Raw genomic sequence first — 19,208 nt, forward strand, 5'->3', positions numbered from 1 at the left:
ATGAATGCTGAAGACGCCTTGAAACTTGCTCGCCGGTTTATCGGGCTGCCCCTGGACAAGCGCCAGATGTTCCTCGCCGCGCTGGACAAGGAGGGCGTGGACTTCAGCCGTTTCCCGATTCCCCAGGGCGTCGAAGCCGAGGATCGCCAGGCACTGTCCTACGCCCAGCGGCGCATGTGGTTTCTCTGGCAACTGGACCCGCAAAGCGGCGCCTACAACCTGCCCGGGGCGGTGCGGCTCAAGGGGGCGTTGAGCCTGTCGGCGCTGGAACAGGCCTTCGCCAGCCTGGTGGCCCGGCATGAGACCTTGCGCACGGTGTTCCAGCGCCAGGCCGACGACAGCCTGCTGCAAGTGCCCACCGATGCGCCACTGGTGATCGAGCAACAGGACCTCAGTGGCTTGCCGGCAGCCGAGCGCGAGCAAGCGGTGCGCCAGGCTGCGCAGGCACAATCGATGCGGCCCTTCGACCTCTCCAACGGTCCCTTGCTGCGGGTCGAACTGCTCACGCTTGATGCGCAGGAGCACGTTTTGCTGCTGACGCTGCACCACATCGTTTCCGATGGCTGGTCGATGAACGTGCTGATCGAGGAGTTCATCCGCTGCTACGACGCCCATGAAGCTGGCGTGTCGCCGCAGCTGCCTGACCTGCCGATCCAGTACAGCGACTATGCCCTGTGGCAACGCCGCTGGCTGGAGGCCGGTGAGCAGGCGCGGCAACTGGCGTACTGGCAGGCGCAACTGGGCGATGAGCATCCCGTGCTGGAATTGCCCACCGACCACTCGCGTCCGGCCATGCCGAGCTACCGTGGCAGTCGGTATGAATTCGCCATCGACCCAGGGTTGGCGGAGCAACTGCGCAGCACCGCCCAGCAGCAGGGCGTCACGCTGTTCATGCTGTTGCTCGGCGCGTTCAACGTGCTGCTGCATCGCTACAGCGGCCAATCCGACATCCGTGTCGGCGTGCCCATCGCCAACCGCAACCGGGATGAAATCGAAGGCCTGATCGGTTTCTTCGTCAACACCCAAGTGCTGCGCACCGAGCTGGATGGCCAGACCCGGGTCGACGAGTTGCTGCACCGGGTCAAGGAGACCGCGCTCGGTGCCCAGGCTCATCAGGACTTGCCCTTCGAGCGCCTGGTCGACGCGTTGAAGCTCGAACGCAGCCTCAGCCACACGCCGCTGTTCCAGGTGATGTACAACCACCAACCCCAGGTGGCTGACGTCACTACGATTCGAACGGCGTCCGGCCTCGAACTCGGCATGATCGAGTGGCAGACCCGCACCACCCAATTCGACCTGACCCTGGATACCTATGAAAAAGCCGGCACCTTGCACGCCGCGCTGACCTACGCCGAGGATTTGTTCGAGGCGCGGACCATCGCGCGCATGGCGCGGCATTGGCTGCGATTGCTCGCGGCGATAATTGCCGATCCGTCCCGGCGTGTCGGCGAGCTGCCGCTGCTTGATGCGCATGAGCACGCCACGCTGGTCCATGGTTGGAACGCCACGGCCCAACGCTACCCGACCGAGCTGTGCATGCATCAACTGATCGAAGCCCAGGTGGCGCGCACCCCGGACGCGCCGGCGTTGATGTTTGGCGAACAAAGCCTGAGTTATGCGGCGCTCGATGCCCGCGCCAATCGCCTGGCCCATCTGCTGCGCGGGCGCGGTGTGCGACCGGACAGCCTGGTGGGGATCTGCGTCGAGCGCTCGCTGGAAATGGTGGTCGGCCTGCTGGCGATCCACAAGGCCGGCGGCGCCTACGTGCCACTGGACCCGGAATATCCACGGGATCGCCTGGCCTACATGATCGAGGACAGCGGCATCGGATGGCTGCTGACCCAACGTTTGCTGTCGGCGGGGCTGGCGACCGAGGGAATCGAGCTCATCGCGCTCGACCAGCCCGACGGTTGGCTCGACGGTTACAGCGACAGTCGCCCCGACGTGACGGTCGACCCGCTGAACCTCGCCTACGTCATCTACACCTCCGGCTCCACCGGCAAACCCAAGGGCGCCGGCAACAGCCACGCGGCACTGGTCAACCGCTTGTGCTGGATGCAACAGGCGTATGGCCTGGACGGCGGCGACGCGGTGTTGCAGAAAACCCCGTTCAGCTTCGACGTGTCGGTGTGGGAATTCTTCTGGCCGCTGATGACCGGGGCGCGACTGGTGATTGCCGCGCCCGGTGCCCATCGTGATCCGCGGCAACTGATCGACACCATCAACCGTCATGGCGTCAGCACGCTGCACTTCGTGCCATCGATGCTCCAAGCATTCATCCATGAGCCGAGCGTGGACACCTGCAAAGGTTTGAAGCGCATCGTCTGCAGCGGTGAAGCCTTGCCGCTGGATGCGCAGCAGCAGGTCTTCGCCAAACTGCCGGACGCCGCGCTCTACAACCTGTACGGCCCGACCGAAGCGGCCATCGACGTGACCCATTGGACCTGCGTCGACGAGGGCGCGGATTGTGTGCCGATCGGCCAGCCCATCGCCAACCTGCGCACCCACGTGCTCGACGCCGACCTGTCGCCGGTGCCGTGGGGCGTGGCGGGCGAGTTGTACCTGGGCGGGGCGGGGCTGGCGCGCAGTTATCACCAGCGTCCGGCGCTGACCGCCGAGCGTTTCGTGCCGTGCCCGTTCCATGACGGCGCACGCCTGTACCGCACCGGCGACCGCGTGCGCCAGCGCGCCAACGGCGTGATCGAATACCTCGGCCGCCTCGATCATCAGGTCAAGCTGCGCGGCCTGCGCATCGAGCTCGGCGAAATCGAAACCCGCCTCGTGCAACATCCGCGGGTGCGCGAGGCCGTGGTGCTGGTCCAGGACGGCAAGCATCTGGTGGGCTATGTGGTGCTGGAAAACCGCGACCCGCACGAGCAGTGGCAACAGGACGTCAAGGCCTGGCTGCTCGCCGGCCTGCCGGAATACATGGTGCCGACCTACCTGATGCCGTTGGCCAGCCTGCCGGTGACCGCCAACGGCAAGCTCGATCGCAAGGCCCTGCCACAACCGGACGCCGCGCCCCGGCAAGCGTTCGTCGCCCCGCAGGAGGGGCTGCAAATCGCCCTGGCTGAAATCTGGCAGGACGTGCTCGGGGTGGAGCGTGTCGGCCTCGAGGACAACTTCTTCGAACTGGGCGGCGATTCCATCATCTCGATCCAAGTGGTGAGCCGCGCGCGGCAGGCCGGTATCCCTCTTCATCCCCGTGACCTGTTCCAGTACCAGACCGTGCGCAGCCTGGCGTCGGTGGCTCGCCGTGACAGCCACAGTGCCGTGGACCAAGGTCCGGTCACTGGCGATGCCGTGCTCGGACCGATCCAGCAGCAGTTTTTCGCCCAGGCGATGCAGGCCCGCGGACACTGGAATCAATCGCTGTTGCTGACCCCGCGGGAACCGCTGGATGCACAGCGGCTCGACGCGGCGCTGACCTGCGTCATCAACCATCACGATGCCTTGCGCCTGCGCTTTGTCGAAGGTGCCGACGGCTGGCGGCAGAGCCATGGACCGCTTTTGCAAAGCGCCGATCTGTGGCAACGCGATGCCCGATCCATCGAGCAGTTGAACGCGCTGTGCGACGAGGCGCAGCGCAGCCTCAACCTGCAAGACGGGCCGCTGGTGCGCGCCCTGCTGGTGAACCTGGCCGACGGCAGCCAGCGGCTGGCGCTGATCATCCATCACCTGGTGGTGGACGGTGTGTCATGGCGGGTGTTGCTGGAAGATCTGCAGCAGGCCTATGAACAACTGGCGGCCGGTGGCGGCGTGACGTTGCCGGCCAAGACCAGCGCCTTTCAGGACTGGACTGCGCGGTTGAGCGCCGAAGCCTCGCGCTTCGCCGATCAGTCGGCCTATTGGAAAGCCCAGCACGAGGGCGCGCGGGACCTGCCGTGCGAGCGCCCGCAGGGCAGCTTGCAAAACGTCCACGGTGCGAAGATCGAATGGCGCCTGGAGGCCGGACTGACCCGGCAATTGCTGCAACAGGTCCCCGCGGCCTATCGCACCCAGGTCAATGACTTGCTGCTCACCGCGCTGGCCCGCACCATCCGCCGCTGGAGCGGGCAGCCGGGCACATTGATCGAGCTCGAAGGCCATGGTCGCGAAGACCTGTTCGATGACATCGACCTGACCCGCACGGTGGGTTGGCTGACCAGCCTGTTCCCGGTCAAGCTGACCGCCACCGACGACATCGGCGGCTCGATCAAGGCCATCAAGGAGCAACTGCGCAGCGTCCCGGACAAGGGCCTGGGCTACGGCGTGCTGCGTCATCTGGCGACGCCGTCGGTGCAAGCGCAATGGGCCGATCTGGCGCCTGCGCGCATCACCTTCAACTACCTCGGCCAATTCGACCGCCAGTTCGATGAGGCGGCGCTGTTCGTGCCGTCCGGCGAAGGCAGTGGCCTCGCCCAGGACCCGACGGCACCGCTGGCCAACTGGCTGACGGTGGAAGGGCAGGTGCACGGCGGCGAGCTGGCGATAAGCTGGGGCTTCAGCCGTGACATGTTCGACAGCGCGACCGTGCAGCAACTGGCCGATCAATACGCCATTGAGCTCAAGGCGCTGATCGACCATTGCGTCCACCTGCCTGAGCCGCAAGCCACGCCGTCGGATTTTCCGCTGGCGCGGATGACCCAGTCGCAACTCGATCATTTGCCGGTGCCGGCCGGTCAGTTGGACGATGTCTATCCGCTGTCGCCGATGCAGCAGGGCTTGTTGTTCCATACGTTGTACGAGCAGGCGGCCGGCGAATACGTCAACCAGTTGCGGGTGGACGTGCAAGGCCTGGATGCCGAGCGGTTCCGCGCGGCGTGGCAGGGCACCGTCGCGGCGCAAGACATTCTGCGTAGCGGGTTCGTCTGGCAGGGAGAACTGTCGCAACCGCTGCAGATCGTCCACAAGCAGGTGCAGTTGCCGTTCACGGTGCTGGACTGGCGCGAGCAGGCCGACCCGGCCCAGGCCCTCGCCGCGCTGGCCGACGCCGAGCGTGCGCAAGGTTTCGACTTGAGCCAGGCGCCGCTGTTGCGCCTGGTGCTGGTGCGGACCGGCGTCGAGCAATGGCACCTGATCTACACCCATCACCACATCCTGATGGATGGCTGGAGCAATGCGCAGTTGCTCGGCGAGGTGATGCAACGCTACAGCGGCCGCGCGCCGGCCCCTAGTGGTGGGCGTTATCGCGATTACATCGCTTGGCTGCAACGCCAGGACGGCCAGCTCAGCCAGGACTTCTGGCGCGTGCAGCTGGCCCCGCTGCAGGAGCCGACCCGACTCGCCCGCGCGGCCTCGGGCGGTGGCGAGAGCGGCCACGGCGATCATTTCCTGACGCTCGACGCGCAGCGCACCCAAGCGCTGGAAGTGTTTGCCCGCCAGCAGAAAGTCACCGTCAACACGCTGGTGCAAGCGACCTGGCTGCTGTTGCTGCAACGCTACACCGGGCACCAGACCGTGGCGTTTGGCGCGACCGTGGCCGGTCGGCCAGCGGATCTGCCGGGCATCGAGCAGCAGGTCGGCCTGTTCATCAACACCTTGCCGGTGATCGGCAGCCCACGTCCGGACCAGACGGTCGGCCAATGGCTGCAAGCGGTGCAGGCACAGAACCTGAGCCTGCGGGAGTTCGAGCACACGCCGTTGGCGGACATCCAGCGTTGGGCCGGGCAGGGCGGCGAGGCGCTGTTCGACAGCCTTCTGGTGTTCGAAAACTACCCGATTGCCCAGGCCTTGCAGCAAGGCACCGGCAGCGATGTCACGTTCGGCGACGTTGCCAACCGAGAGCAGACACATTACGCCCTGAGCGTGGCGGTCACCCTCGGCGAACAACTGGCGCTGCACTACAGCTACGAGCGCCGTCAGTTTGCCGAGGAAATGATCGAACACATCAGCGCCCATCTGCTGCACCTGCTCGAGCAATTCAGCCAGGACGCCGGACGCAACCTGGGTGAAGTCGCCTTGGCCAACGGTGTAGAACACGCCCGGCAACAGGCTGACAACCACCCGCAGCCGTACCCGGTGGACATTCCCGTGCACCAGCGGATCGCTGCGCTGGCGACCGAACGCCCGCAGCGCACGGCGGTGATTTTCAATGGCCAACATTTCAGCTACGGCGAGATCGACCGGCGCGCGAACCAACTGGCCCACGCCTTGATCAGCCGCGGCGTCGGCCCGGAAACCCGCGTGGGCGTGGCCCTGCCGCGCAGCGAAGGGGTGATCGTCACGCTGTTGGCGGTGCTCAAGGCCGGCGCTGCCTACGTGCCGTTGGACGTCAGCTATCCCCGTGAACGCCTGGCGTACTTGATGAAGGACGCCGGGCTGGCGCTGCTGATCAGCGACTCCTCGGTATCGGCGCAGTTGCCGGTGGATGAGTCGTTGCCGCTGCTGGAGCTGGACCGTGTCGACCTGCGCGAGCTGCCGACCAGCGCGCCAACGGTTCAACCCGACCCGCATAACCTCGCCTACGTCATCTACACCTCCGGCTCCACCGGCAACCCCAAGGGCGTCAGCGTGGCCCATGGTCCGCTGGCGATGCACTGCCAGGCCATTGGCGAGCGTTATGAAATGCGCGACAGCGATTGCGAGTTCCATTTCATGTCGTTCGCTTTTGACGGTGCCCACGAACGCTGGCTCACCAGCCTGACCCACGGTGCGTCGCTGCTGATCCGCGATGACAGCCTGTGGACCCCGGAACAGACCTACAACGCCATGCACGAGCACGGCGTGACGGTGGTGGCGTTCCCGCCCGTTTATTTACAGCAACTGGCCGAACACGCCGAGCGCGAAGGCAACCCGCCGAAGGTGCGCGTCTACTGCTTCGGCGGTGACGCGGTGCCCATCGCCAGTTTCGAACGGGTCAAGCGCGCCTTGCGTCCCGAGTACATCATCAACGGTTATGGCCCGACTGAAACGGTGGTGACGCCGCTGATCTGGAAGGCCGGTCGCGAGGTGTCGTGTGGCGCCGCCTACGCGCCCATCGGCAGCCGCATCGGCGACCGCAGCGCCTACGTGCTCGATGCCGACCTGAACCTGTTGCCCCAAGGCATGGCCGGTGAGCTGTACCTGGGCGGCACGGGATTGGCCCGCGGTTACCTGAACCGGCCGGGGCTGACCGCCGAGCGCTTTGTCGCCGACCCGTTCAGCGTTGGCGGCTTGCTGTATCGCACCGGAGACCTGGTGCGCCAGCGCGTCGACGGTACGTTCGATTACCTGGATCGCATCGACAATCAGGTGAAGATCCGCGGCTTCCGCATCGAGCTGGGCGAGATCGAAGCTAGCCTGCAGGCCCTCGATGGCGTGCGTGAAGCGGTGGTCGTGGCCCAGGAAGGCACCGCCGGCAGCGGCAAGCGTCTGGTGGCCTATGTGGTGGCGGCAGAATTGGCCCGCGAAAATTTTGCCGAGTACCTGCGCGAGCAACTCAAGGCGACGTTGCCGGCGCACATGGTCCCGGCTTATCTGTTGCTGCTCGAACGCCTGCCGCTGACCCCCAACGGCAAGCTCGACCGCAAGAACCTGCCCAAGCCCGACGCCAGCCAATCGCAACACGCCTACCTGGCGCCGCGCACTGCGCTGGAACAGCAACTGGCGGCGATCTGGCAGGACGTGCTCAAGCTTGAACGGGTGGGCCTGCGGGATAATTTCTTCGAGCTGGGTGGCGATTCCATCGTCTCGATCCAGATGGTCAGCCGCGCCCGCCAGGCCGGCATGCATTTCACGCCCAAGGACCTGTTCCAGCACCAGACCCTGGAAAGGCTTGCGACGGTGGTTCGCCAGGGTGAAACCGCGCAAGTCATCGACCAGGGGCCGGTGACCGGGGAGCTGGCGCTGTTGCCAGTGCAGCGTGTGTTCTTCGAGCAGGCGATACCGCAGCGTCATCACTGGAACCAGGCGGTAATGCTCAAGCCGACCCAGCGCCTGGACGCATCAATTCTGAACCAGGCGTTGAACGCGCTGCTGCAACATCACGATGGCCTGCGTTTGAGCTTCACCGAGCAGGACGACGGCTGGAGGGCGGCTTATCGTCCTGCTGGCACTCAATGCGAAGACCTGCTTTGGACCGGGGACGCGCCTGATGCGCAGGCCTTGCAAGGCATCGCCAACGAGGCCCAGCGCAGCCTGGACCTGCAAGACGGGCCCTTGCTGCGGGCGGTCCTGGCGACGCTGGCCGATGGCAGCCAGCGTTTGTTGCTGGCGGTGCATCACTTGGTGATCGACGGCGTGTCGTGGCGAATCCTGTTCGAGGATCTGCAACGTGCCTATCGCCAGTTGTCCAGCGGCGTGGCGGTGCGATTGCCGCTGAAAACCACGTCGGCGCAGGCTTGGGCCGAGCGCCTGCAAGCGCATGCCCGCAGTAACCGGCTGGCGCAGGAATTGGCGTTCTGGCAGGCCCGGCTCGAAGACGTCGATGCCTCGTTGCCGATGGATAACCCGGCGGGCGGCCAGCAGAACCGCCTGGCGGTGACGGTGCGTACGCGACTCGGCGCCGCGTTGACCCGGCAACTGCTGCAAGACGCCCCCAAGGCCTATCGGACCCAGGTCAACGATTTGCTGCTCACGGCACTGGCACGGGTGATGGTGCGCTGGACCGGCCACGACAGCGCGCTGATCCAGCTCGAAGGCCATGGTCGCGAAGCGTTGTTCGATGACGTCGACCTGACCCGCACCGTCGGCTGGTTCACCAGCCTGTACCCGGCCCGGCTCACGCCACGGGCGGACCTGGGGGATTGCCTCAAGCAGATCAAGGAGCAACTGCGGGCGATGCCTGACAAGGGCCTGGGCTTTGGTGCCTTGGCCCATCTGGCGGACGACGCGACACGGGCGATCCTGGCCGGGCTGCCGACGCCCAGCCTGACCTTCAACTACCTGGGCCAGTTCGACGCCAGCTTCAACGAAGCCGACGGCGCCTTGTTCATCCCGGCCGACGAAGGCGCCGGCGATGAGCTGGACGCCGAAGCACCCCTGTCCAATGCGCTGGCCTTGAACGGCCAGGTGTTCGGCGGCGAACTGAACCTGGGCTGGACCTTCAGCCGCGAGCAGTTCAACGAATCCACCATCCAGGCGCTGGCCGATGATTATGCCCTGGAGTTGCAGCGGCTGATCGAGCATTGCTGCCGTGGCGAGCACAGCGGCGTGACGCCGTCGGACTTCCCGCTGGCGAGCCTGAACCAGCAGCAACTGGACGGACTGCCGCTGCCGTCCGAGCAGATCGTCGACCTGTATCCGTTGTCACCGATGCAACAAGGCATGCTGTTCCATGGCGTGTACGGCGATGCGAGCGGCGACTACATCAACCAACTGCGCCTGGACATTGAAGGGCTGGAGCCGGAACGCTTCCGCCAGGCCTGGCAGGCGGCGGTGGATGCCCATGACATCCTGCGCACGCGGTTTGTCTGGCAGGGCGATTTGCCGGCACCGGTGCAAGTGGTCGGCAAGTACTTGGAACTGCCTTATAGCCTGCACGATCTGCGCGCTGATCCGCTGCCTGACCAGGCCTTGCAGGCCCTGGCCGATGCTGAACGGCAACAACTTCACCTGAGCGCGCCGGCCCTGGTGCGGCTGATGATCGTGCGCCTCGATGAACAGCGTTATCACCTGATCTACAGCCACCATCACATCCTCATGGACGGCTGGAGCAATTCGCAGCTGCTCGGCGAAGTGCTGCAACGCTACAGCGGGCAGTCCATTGCTGTGTCCGGCGGACGCTATCGGGACTACATCGCCTGGCTGCAACGCCAGGATGGGGCGGCCAGCGAGGCGTTCTGGAAGCCTGCGCTGGAACGCCTCGAAGCACCAACGCGGCTGGCCGATGCGGTTGGTAAGCCGACGGACGCGGGTGTGGGGTATGGCGATCATATGCAGGTGCTGGACGAAGCACTGACCCGACGCCTGGAAGCCTTCGCTCGCGCCTCGAAAGTCACCGTCAACACGCTGGTGCAAGCCGCTTGGCTGCTGCTGTTGCAGCGCTACACCGGCAAATCCACCGTGGCGTTCGGCGCGACGGTCGCCGGTCGTCCGGCTGACCTGCCCGGCGTCGAGCAGCAGATTGGCCTGTTCATCAACACCTTGCCGGTGATCGCCAGCCCTCGGGCGGAGCAGTCCCTGGACAGTTGGCTGCAAGCGGTGCAGGCGCAGAACCTCGCCCTGCGGGAGTTCGAGCACACCGCGTTGCTGGATATCCAGCGCTGGGCCGGGCAGGGCGGCGACGCGTTGTTCGACAGTTTGCTGGTGTTCGAGAACTACCCGATTGCCGAGGCCTTGGAGCAGGGCGCGCCGGACGGTTTGCGTTTTGGTTCGCCAATCACCCAGGAACAGACCCACTATCCGTTGACGCTGCTGGTGGGGTTGGAGCGGCAGTTGTCGGTGCACATGAGTTATCAACGGGCTAGCTTTGCCCCGGCCACGGTGGAAAGGCTGGCGGCGCATCTGGCGCAGTTGCTCGGGCAGATGACCGCTCAGGGCGAGCGCCCGTTGGGTGAACTGTCGATGCTGGAATTCGATGAGCATCAACGCCTGACCCATGACTGGAATCCTGTGGATGCGCCGTTCGAGCAAGACCTGTGCATCCATCAGCTGATCGCCCGCCAAGCGGACAACACCCCGGATGCCTTGGCAGTCACCTTCGCCAACACGCGCCTGAGCTACAGCGAACTCGACGGCCGGGCCAATCGCCTGGCCCACAAGCTCATCGAACTGGGCGTCGGCCCGGAAGTGCGCGTGGGCGTGGCGATGCCGCGTTCCGAGCAATTGCTGATTGCCTTGATGGCGGTGCTCAAGGCGGGCGGTGCGTATGTGCCGCTGGACCCCGATTACCCGGCTGAGCGCTTGACGTACATGCTTGATGACAGTCGGGCGCGGGTGTTGCTGACCGAGCAGGCGGTGGCCCTGACGGTTCCGGCGGGAACCGAAGTGTTGATGCTGGACCGGGTGGAGTTGACCTCGTATCCCGTCACCGCACCGGTCACAGCGGTCACACCAGGCAACCTCGCCTACGTCATCTACACCTCCGGCTCCACCGGCAAACCCAAGGGCGTGGCCATCGCCCACTGCAACGTCCTGGCACTGATCGACTGGTCCAGGACCGTCTACAGCCGCGACGACATCCAAGGCGTGCTGGCATCCACTTCGGTGTGCTTCGACCTGTCGGTGTGGGAGCTCTTTGTCACCCTGGCCAACGGCGGCTCACTGATCATCGCCCGCAACGCCCTGGAACTGCCGCACCTGCCGGCCCGCGACCAGGTGCGCCTGATCAACACCGTGCCCTCGGCCATCGCGGCGTTGCAGCGCAGCGGGGATATCCCGCAAAGCGTGCGCATCATCAACCTGGCCGGTGAACCGCTCAAGCAAAGCCTGGTGGACTCTCTCTACCCACCCAAAACCTGTAGGAGCGAGCTTGCTCGCGATGGCGTCCTGTCAGTTAGCCCATCATTGATTGACCCACCGCTATCGCGAGCAAGCTCGCTCCCACAAGGGATTGAGCATGTCCATGGCATCATCAACCTGGCCGGTGAGCCGCTGAAGCAAAGCCTGGTGGACTCTCTCTACCCACCCAAAACCTGTGGGAGCGAGCTTGCTCGCGATGGGGTCCTGTCAGTTAGCCCATCATTGATTGACCCACCGCTATCGCGAGCAAGCTCGCTCCCACAAGGGATTGAGCATGTCCATGGCATCATCAACCTGGCCGGTGAGCCGCTGAAGCAAAGCCTGGTGGACTCTCTCTACCCACCCAAAACCTGTGGGAGCGAGCTTGCTCGCGATGGGGTCCTGTCAGTTAGCCCATCATTGATTGACCCACCGCTATCGCGAGCGAGCTCGCTCCCACAGGAGTTGGGTGGGCAGGTGGAGGGTGGTGTCGAGCATGTCTACGATTTGTACGGCCCATCGGAAGACACCACCTATTCCACCTGGACCCGCCGCACCCCTGGCGGCACGGCCAACATCGGCCGCCCGCTCAAGCACACCGCCAGCTACCTTCTGGACGCGAACCTGCAACCGGTCCCCCAAGGCGTCTGCGCTGAGCTGTACCTGAGCGGCGCCGGCATCACCCGGGGCTACCTCGGCCGCGCCGCCATGACCGCCGAAAAATACGTGCCCAACCCGTTCTCCACCAGCGGCGAACGCCTGTACCGCACCGGCGACCTGTGCCGTTATCGCGCCGACGGCGTGCTCGAATACCAGGGCCGTATCGACCATCAGGTGAAGATTCGCGGCTTCCGCATCGAGCTGGGGGAAATCGAGGCGCGGCTGTTGCAGCAGCCCGAGGTCAACGAAGTCGCGGTGCTGGCCCAGGAAGGGCCGGGCGGTCAGCAGTTGGTCGCCTATGTGGTGGCCTCGGCGGACGCCGACACACTGCGCGAATCACTCAAGGCCCGACTCAAGCAGCATCTGCCCGACTACATGATTCCGGCGCACTGGCTGTTCCTCGATCACCTGCCACTGACCCCCAACGGCAAGCTCGACCGCAAGGCGTTGCCGGGCATCGAGGCCGGGCGCTCGCAAAGCGCATACGAAGCACCGGTCAGCTCACTGGCGCAGCACGTCGCGGCGATCTGGGCCCAGGTGCTCACCGTCGAGCGCGTGGGCCTGAACGATCACTTCTTCGAGCTGGGCGGCCACTCGCTGCTGGCGGTCACCGCTGTCTCGCGCATGGCCCTCGAACTGGGGTTGAGCCTGACCCCGCAACTGCTGTTCCAGCACCCCGTCCTGCAGGATTTCGTCGCCCGACTCGACAGTACGGACGGGCCAATCAATGAAGAGAAACTGAACAAGCTGGACGCCCTGCTTGATGAAATGGAGGAAGTCTGATGGACAAGAGTGTTGCTTTGAGGGTTGCCAAGCGCTTTATCACTCTGCCGCTGGACAAACGCAGGCTGTACCTGGAGAAGATGCTGGAGGAGGGCGTCTCGCCGGCCAACCTGCCGATCCCCGAAGTGCGTTCCGGGTTCGAGCACATTCCGCAGTCCTACGCCCAGGAGCGCCAGTGGTTCCTCTGGCAAATGGACCCCCACAGTTCGGCCTACCACATCCCCAGCGCCCTGCGCCTCAAAGGCCAGTTGGACGTGCCGGCCCTGGAACGCAGCTTCAATGCCCTGGTCGAGCGCCACGAAAGCTTGCGCACCACGTTCGGTGAGCTCGGCGAGCAAGCGGTGCAAATCATCCACCGGCAGATGCCCCTGAGCATCGCTGTCGAGGCGCTGCCTGCTGGTTCACCGATCAGCGAGGACGCGCGCATCAAGGCTTACGTCGAAGGCGAAACCGCGCGCCCGTTCGATGTGCGCCAGGGGCCGTTGCTACGGGTTTCGCTGTTGAAAATCGCCGAGGACGACCATGTGCTGGTGCTGATCCAGCACCACATCATCGCCGATGGCTGGTCGATGCGCGTGCTGGTGGACGAACTGGTGCGCTGTTACGCCGCCGACACCGGCGGCCAGCCGCTGGCATTGCCGGAGCTGCCGGTGCAATACGCCGACTACGCCATCTGGCAGCGCCATTGGCTGGAAGCCGGCGAGCGCGAACGCCAGTTGGCTTATTGGGTCCAGACCCTGGGCGACGAGCAACCGGTGCTGGAGTTGCCGTTCGATCATCCGCGCCCCTCGGTGCAAAGCCTTCGTGGCGCACGGCTGGATGTGACGCTGGCGCCGGAACTGGCCGCCTCGGTCAAGCAACTGGCCCAGCGTGAAGGCGCCAGCCTGTTCATGGTCTTGCTCGCCTCGTTCCAGGCATTGCTGCACCGCTACAGCGGCCAGCCGCAGATCCGCGTCGGCGTGCCGACGGCCAATCGCAACCGGGTCGAGACCGAAGGGCTGATCGGTTTTTTCGTCAACACCCAGGTGCTCAATGCCCACGTCGATGGGCACATGCCGTTTGATGAATTGCTCGCCCAGGCCAAGCAAGCGGCCATGGCGGCCCAGGCCCATCAGGACCTGCCGTTCGAGCAACTGATCGAAGCCTTGCAACCGGAGCGCAGTCTCAGCCACAGCCCGATTTTCCAGGTCATGTTCAACCACCAGAACGCCGGTGCCACGGACCACCGACAGATGCAGCTGCCACGACTGCGAGTCGAGGACCTGACATGGGAAGGGCGCACCGCCCAGTTCGACTTGACCCTGGGCACCTACGAAACCGAGCTGGGCATCGCCGCGGAGCTGACCTACGCCACTGATCTCTTCGAACCGCAGACCATCGAGCGCCTGGCCGAGCACTGGCAAAACCTGCTGCAAGGCATCGTCGATGCACCCCGCCAGCGGGTTGGCGAACTGCCGCTGCTCGACCCGGCGCAGCAGCGCCTCACGCAACAGCAATGGGTGCGCGTCGCCGACCACGGCGTCGAAGCCGTGTGCGTCCACCAGCGCATCGCCGAACAGGCACATCGGGCGCCCGATGCACTGGCGCTGACTGTTGACGGGCAATCCCTGAGCTATCGGCAACTGGACGTCCGCGCCAATCAACTGGCTCACCGCTTGATCGATCTGGGCGTGTCGCCAGGCGAGCTGGTGGGCATCGCGGTGGAGCGCAGCGTCGAGATGATTGTCGGCCTGCTGGCGATCCTCAAGGCCGGCGGCGCCTACGTGCCGCTGGACCCGGCGTATCCCGAGGATCGCCTGGCCTACATGATCGAGGACAGCGGCATCGGGTTGCTGCTGACCCAGGTCCCTCTACAGGCGCGATTGCCGATCCCGGAAACCCTCCGGACCCTGCTGTTGGACCAGCCGGACGCCGCCCTGCCAGACGCTCCGCAAACCTGCCCGGTGGTGCCGTTGACCGGCGAGCACCTGGCCTACGTCATCTACACCTCCGGTTCCACCGGCAAGCCCAAGGGCGTGATGGTGCGCCATGGCGCGCTGGGCAATTTCATCACCAGCATGATCGCCCAGCCGGGGCTCGTAGCCAGCGACCGCATGCTGTCGCTGACGACCTTCTCCTTCGATATTTTCGGCCTGGAAATCTACGGGCCCCTCTGCGCCGGGGCCCGCATCGTGCTGACCGGGCAGCACGTGCACCAGGATCCGCAAGCGGTGCTGGCGCTGGCCGAACAACACGACGTCACGGTGCTGCAAGCGACGCCGTCGAGCTGGCGCATGCTGCTCGACCACGAGCAGGCCTCGGTGCTGGCCGGCCGGACTTTCCTGTGCGGCGGCGAAGCCTTGCCCCAGGAACTCGCGCAACGCCTGTTGGCACTCTCGCCGAAGCTCTGGAACCTCTATGGCCCGACCGAAACCACCATCTGGTCGGCGCTGCACCCGTTGAGCCCCGAGCGCGACCGGCCCTTCCTTGGCCAGCCGCTGGACAATACCGCGCTCTACATCGTCGGCTGCGACCTGACGCTCAACCCGCCCGGCGCGCCGGGTGAGCTGCTGATCGGTGGCGCCGGCCTGGCCCGTGGTTATTTCCAGCGCCCGGGGCTGACCGCCGAACGCTTCGTGCCCGATCCGTTTTCCACCTGCGGTGAACGGCTGTACCGCACCGGCGACCTGACCCGTTATCGCGCCGAAGGGGTGGTCGAATACCTCGGCCGCATCGACCATCAGGTCAAGATTCGCGGCCTGCGCATCGAGCTCGGAGAAATCGAAGCCGCGCTACTGGCCCAGGACAGCGTGCGCGAAACCGTGGTGGTCGCCCACGAAGGCCCGACCGGTGCGCAACTGGTGGGCTACGTCGTGCCGGCCAGCGGCGCAGTGCCGGCGCCCGATGCGCCGCTGCGCGCAACGCTCAAGGCGACCCTCAAGGCGCAGTTGCCGGACTACATGGTCCCGGCGCACCTGTTGTTCCTGGCAAGATTGCCGCTGACGCCCAACGGCAAGATCGATCGCAAGGCCTTGCCGGCGCCCGACGCCAGCGACTTGCAACAGGCCTACGTGGCGCCTCGCAGCGAGGTCGAGCAACAAGTCGCGGCGATCTGGCAGGACGTGCTCAAGCTTGAGCGCGTGGGCCTGAAGGACAATTTCTTCGAATTGGGCGGGCATTCGCTGCTGGTGACCCAGGTGGTGTCGCGGATCCGTCGGATGCTGGGCATCGAGGTGCCGCTGCGCAGCCTGTTCGAACACAGCACCTTGCAGGCGTTTGTCGCCGCGTTCGAGGCCACGCCCGGCGAACAGGCTCCGGCGCTGGTGCCGGTGCCGGTGCCTCGCGATGCGCCACTGCCGCTGTCGTTTGCCCAGGAACGCCAATGGTTCCTGTGGAAAATGGACCCGGACAGCGCCGCCTACAACATTCCCACGGCCCTGCGGATGCGCGGCACGCTGGACAAGGAGGCGCTGCGCAAGAGTTTCGCCGCGCTGATCGAGCGTCACGAAAGCTTGCGCACCTTGTTCGTTGAAGAAGATGGGCGCACCTGCCAGGTCATTCGCGGGCAGGGGGAGGTCGACTTCGTCGAGCAGCGCCTGGAAGGGCGTGACATCCACGGCTTTGTCGAACAGCAGACACAACGTCCGTTCGATCTGTTGACTGATTCGTTGCTGCGCGTCGCGCTGCTGGAAGTGGACGAGCAGGATCACATCCTGGTGTTGACGCTGCATCACATCGTCTCCGATGGCGGGTCCTTGCAGGTGATGGTCGATGACCTGATGAGCCTGTATTCGGCGTTCGTCCAAGGCCAGCAAGCGCATCTGCCACCGTTGGCGGTGCAATACGCCGACTACGCCGTCTGGCAGCGGCAATGGATGGCGGCCGGTGAGCGGGATCGCCAGTTGGCCTATTGGTCCGGGCAACTGGGCGGAGAGCAACCGCTGCTGGAACTGCCCATCGACCATCCGCGCCCGGCGCAGCAAAGCCTGCGCGGCGCACGCCTGCCTATCGTGTTGGACGCGGCCTTGAGCGCTGGTCTCAAGGCCCTGGCCCGACGGGAAAACGTCACGTTGTTCGTGCTGTTGCTCGGTTCGTTCCAGGCGCTGCTGCACCGCTACAGCGGCCAGGCCGACATCCGCGTCGGCGTGCCGATCGCCAACCGACAACGGCTGGAAACCGAGCGGCTGATCGGTTTTTTCGTCAACACCCAGGTCCTGCGCAGCGAATTCCACAGTGAGCTGACCGGTGCCGCGCTGCTGCAGCAGCTCAAGCAAACGGCGATGGCCGCGCAGATGCACCAGGACCTGCCGTTCGAGCAACTGGTGGATGCCTTGCAACCGCAGCGCAACCTCAGCCACAGCCCGCTGTTCCAGGCGATGTTCAACCATCGCAATGAAGCCGATTCGGCGTTCGCCAATGCCTTGCCGGACCTTTGCGTCGAACCCCTTGGCTGGACGCAGCGCACCGCGCAGTTCGACCTGAGCCTGGACACGGTCGAAAGCCCGCAGGGCCTGCACGCAGCCCTGACCTATGCGACGGATCTGTTCGAGCCGGCGACCGTCGAACGCATGGCCCGGCATTGGCTCAACCTGTTGCACGAGCTGGTGCACGACCTGCATCGCCCGGTGGCGCAGTGGTCGCTGCTGGACGCGGACGAGCGCCGGCACATGCTCATCGATTGGAACGCGACGGCGCAGCAATACCCGCTCGAGCGCAGCGTGCAAAGCCTGATCGAGGAACAGGTGCGCCGGACCCCGGACGCGCCCGCGCTGGTCTTCGGCGGACAGCGCCTGAGCTACCGCGAACTCAATGCCCGGGCCAACCGCCTGGCCCATCGCTTGATCGACCAGGGCGTTGGACCTGACGTGTTGGTGGGCATCGCCGTGGAGCGTTCCGTGGAGATGGTGCTGGGCCTGTTGGCGATCCTCAAGGCCGGCGGCGCCTATGTGCCACTGGACCCCGAATACCCGCGTGATCGCCTGGCCTACATGTTCGAAGACAGCGGCATTGGTTTGCTGCTGACTCAGCAACACCTGCTGGAGGCCTTGCCGATCCCGGACGGGCTGCGCAGCCTGGTGCTGGACTCGCCCGACGACGGCGTGTACGCCAGCCGCGACGGCAATCCCGACGTCGAAGTCCACGGCGAAAACCTGGCTTACGTGATCTATACCTCCGGCTCCACCGGCAAGCCCAAGGGCGCGGGTAATCGCCACAGCGCCCTGGTCAACCGGCTGTGCTGGATGCAGCAGGCGTATGGCCTCGATGCCTCGGACCGCGTGCTGCAAAAAACACCGTTCAGCTTCGACGTGTCGGTGTGGGAATTCTTCTGGCCGCTGCTGACCGGTTCGACGCTGGTGGTGGCTGCACCGGGCGCCCATCGCGACCCGGCGCTGCTGATCGAACTGATCACGGCCGAGGGCATCACGACGCTGCACTTCGTGCCGTCGATGCTCCAGGCGTTTGTGCAGGATTCGCGCGTGGCCGAATGCACGAGCTTGAAGCGGATCGTCTGCAGCGGCGAAGCGCTGCCGGTGGATGCCCAGCAGCAGGTGTTCGCCAAGTTGCCCAACGCCAATCTGTACAACCTCTATGGCCCGACCGAGGCGGCCATCGACGTCACTCACTGGACCTGTGTCGACGAGCAGCGCGACAGCGTGCCGATCGGCCAGCCGATCGCCAACCTCGGCACCTACATCCTCGACGACGAGTTGACGCCGGTACCGGTGGGCGTGATTGGCGAACTGTATCTGGCGGGCGAGGGGCTGGCGCGGGGTTACCACCGACGCGCGGCGTTGACCGCCGAGCGCTTCGTCACCGGGCCGTTCGGCCATGGCCAGCGCTTGTATCGGACCGGCGACCTGGCGCGTTATCGCCCTGGCGGTGTGATCGAATATGCCGGGCGGATCGACCATCAGGTGAAGATCCGTGGCCTGCGCATCGAACTGGGCGAAATCGAAGCGCGCCTGGCCGAGCACGATGCGGTGCGCGAAACGGTGGTCCTGGCCCAGGATGGCACGCTGCTGGTCGCCTATGTGGTGCCGGCGCGCGCCGAGCTGCTGGCCGCCGATGACGCCGTTCGCCAAGCGCTGCAAGCGCGCCTCAGGGAACATCTGAGCCAATCCTTGCCCGACTACATGGTGCCGCAACACTGGGTGTGGCTGGAAAAAATGCCGGTCAGCCCCAACGGCAAGCTCGAGCGCAAGGCACTGCCCAAGGCCGAGCCATGCGCCCATCCCCAGGCCTACATCGCAGCCATGACCGCGCAGGAACAGACGCTGGTGGATATCTGGCAAAGCGTGCTCGGACGCGATCGCGTGGGCGTGACCGACAATTTCTTCGAGCTGGGCGGCGACTCGATCATCTCCATCCAGGTGGTGAGCCGGGCCCGTCAGGCCGGTATCCATTTCAGCCCCAAGGACCTGTTCCTGCACCAGACCATCCAAGGG

The 19,208-nt window shown here is 65.3% G+C and carries 2 protein-coding genes (1 of these 2 cut by a window edge); both read left to right on the forward strand.

Annotated features, from left to right (window positions below; all coding sequences use genetic code 11):
- The gene (locus tag M8Q45_RS06055) at nucleotides 1-12,783 is read left to right on the forward strand and encodes a non-ribosomal peptide synthase/polyketide synthase (protein WP_249873938.1); all 12,783 of its coding nucleotides are present in this window, start codon (nucleotides 1-3) and stop codon (nucleotides 12,781-12,783) included.
- Nucleotides 12,783-19,208: the start of a non-ribosomal peptide synthase/polyketide synthase gene (locus tag M8Q45_RS06060; RefSeq protein WP_249873939.1), read on the forward strand. The gene runs 7,521 nt beyond the window's last position; only the first 6,426 of its 13,947 coding nucleotides appear in the window; the start codon lies at nucleotides 12,783-12,785; the stop codon falls past the right edge of the window. Before M8Q45_RS06055 ends, M8Q45_RS06060 begins: the two co-directional genes overlap by 1 nt.

This window comes from Pseudomonas sp. T1.Ur (genome assembly GCF_023516725.1).
In the GTDB taxonomy this organism is placed as follows: domain Bacteria; phylum Pseudomonadota; class Gammaproteobacteria; order Pseudomonadales; family Pseudomonadaceae; genus Aquipseudomonas; species Aquipseudomonas alvandae.

Bases quoted from the DNA above. Each gene is read 5' to 3' on its own strand.
- M8Q45_RS06055 (WP_249873938.1), top strand. From the start codon at position 1: ATGAATGCTGAAGACGCCTTGAAACTTGCTCGCCGGTTTATCGGGCTG.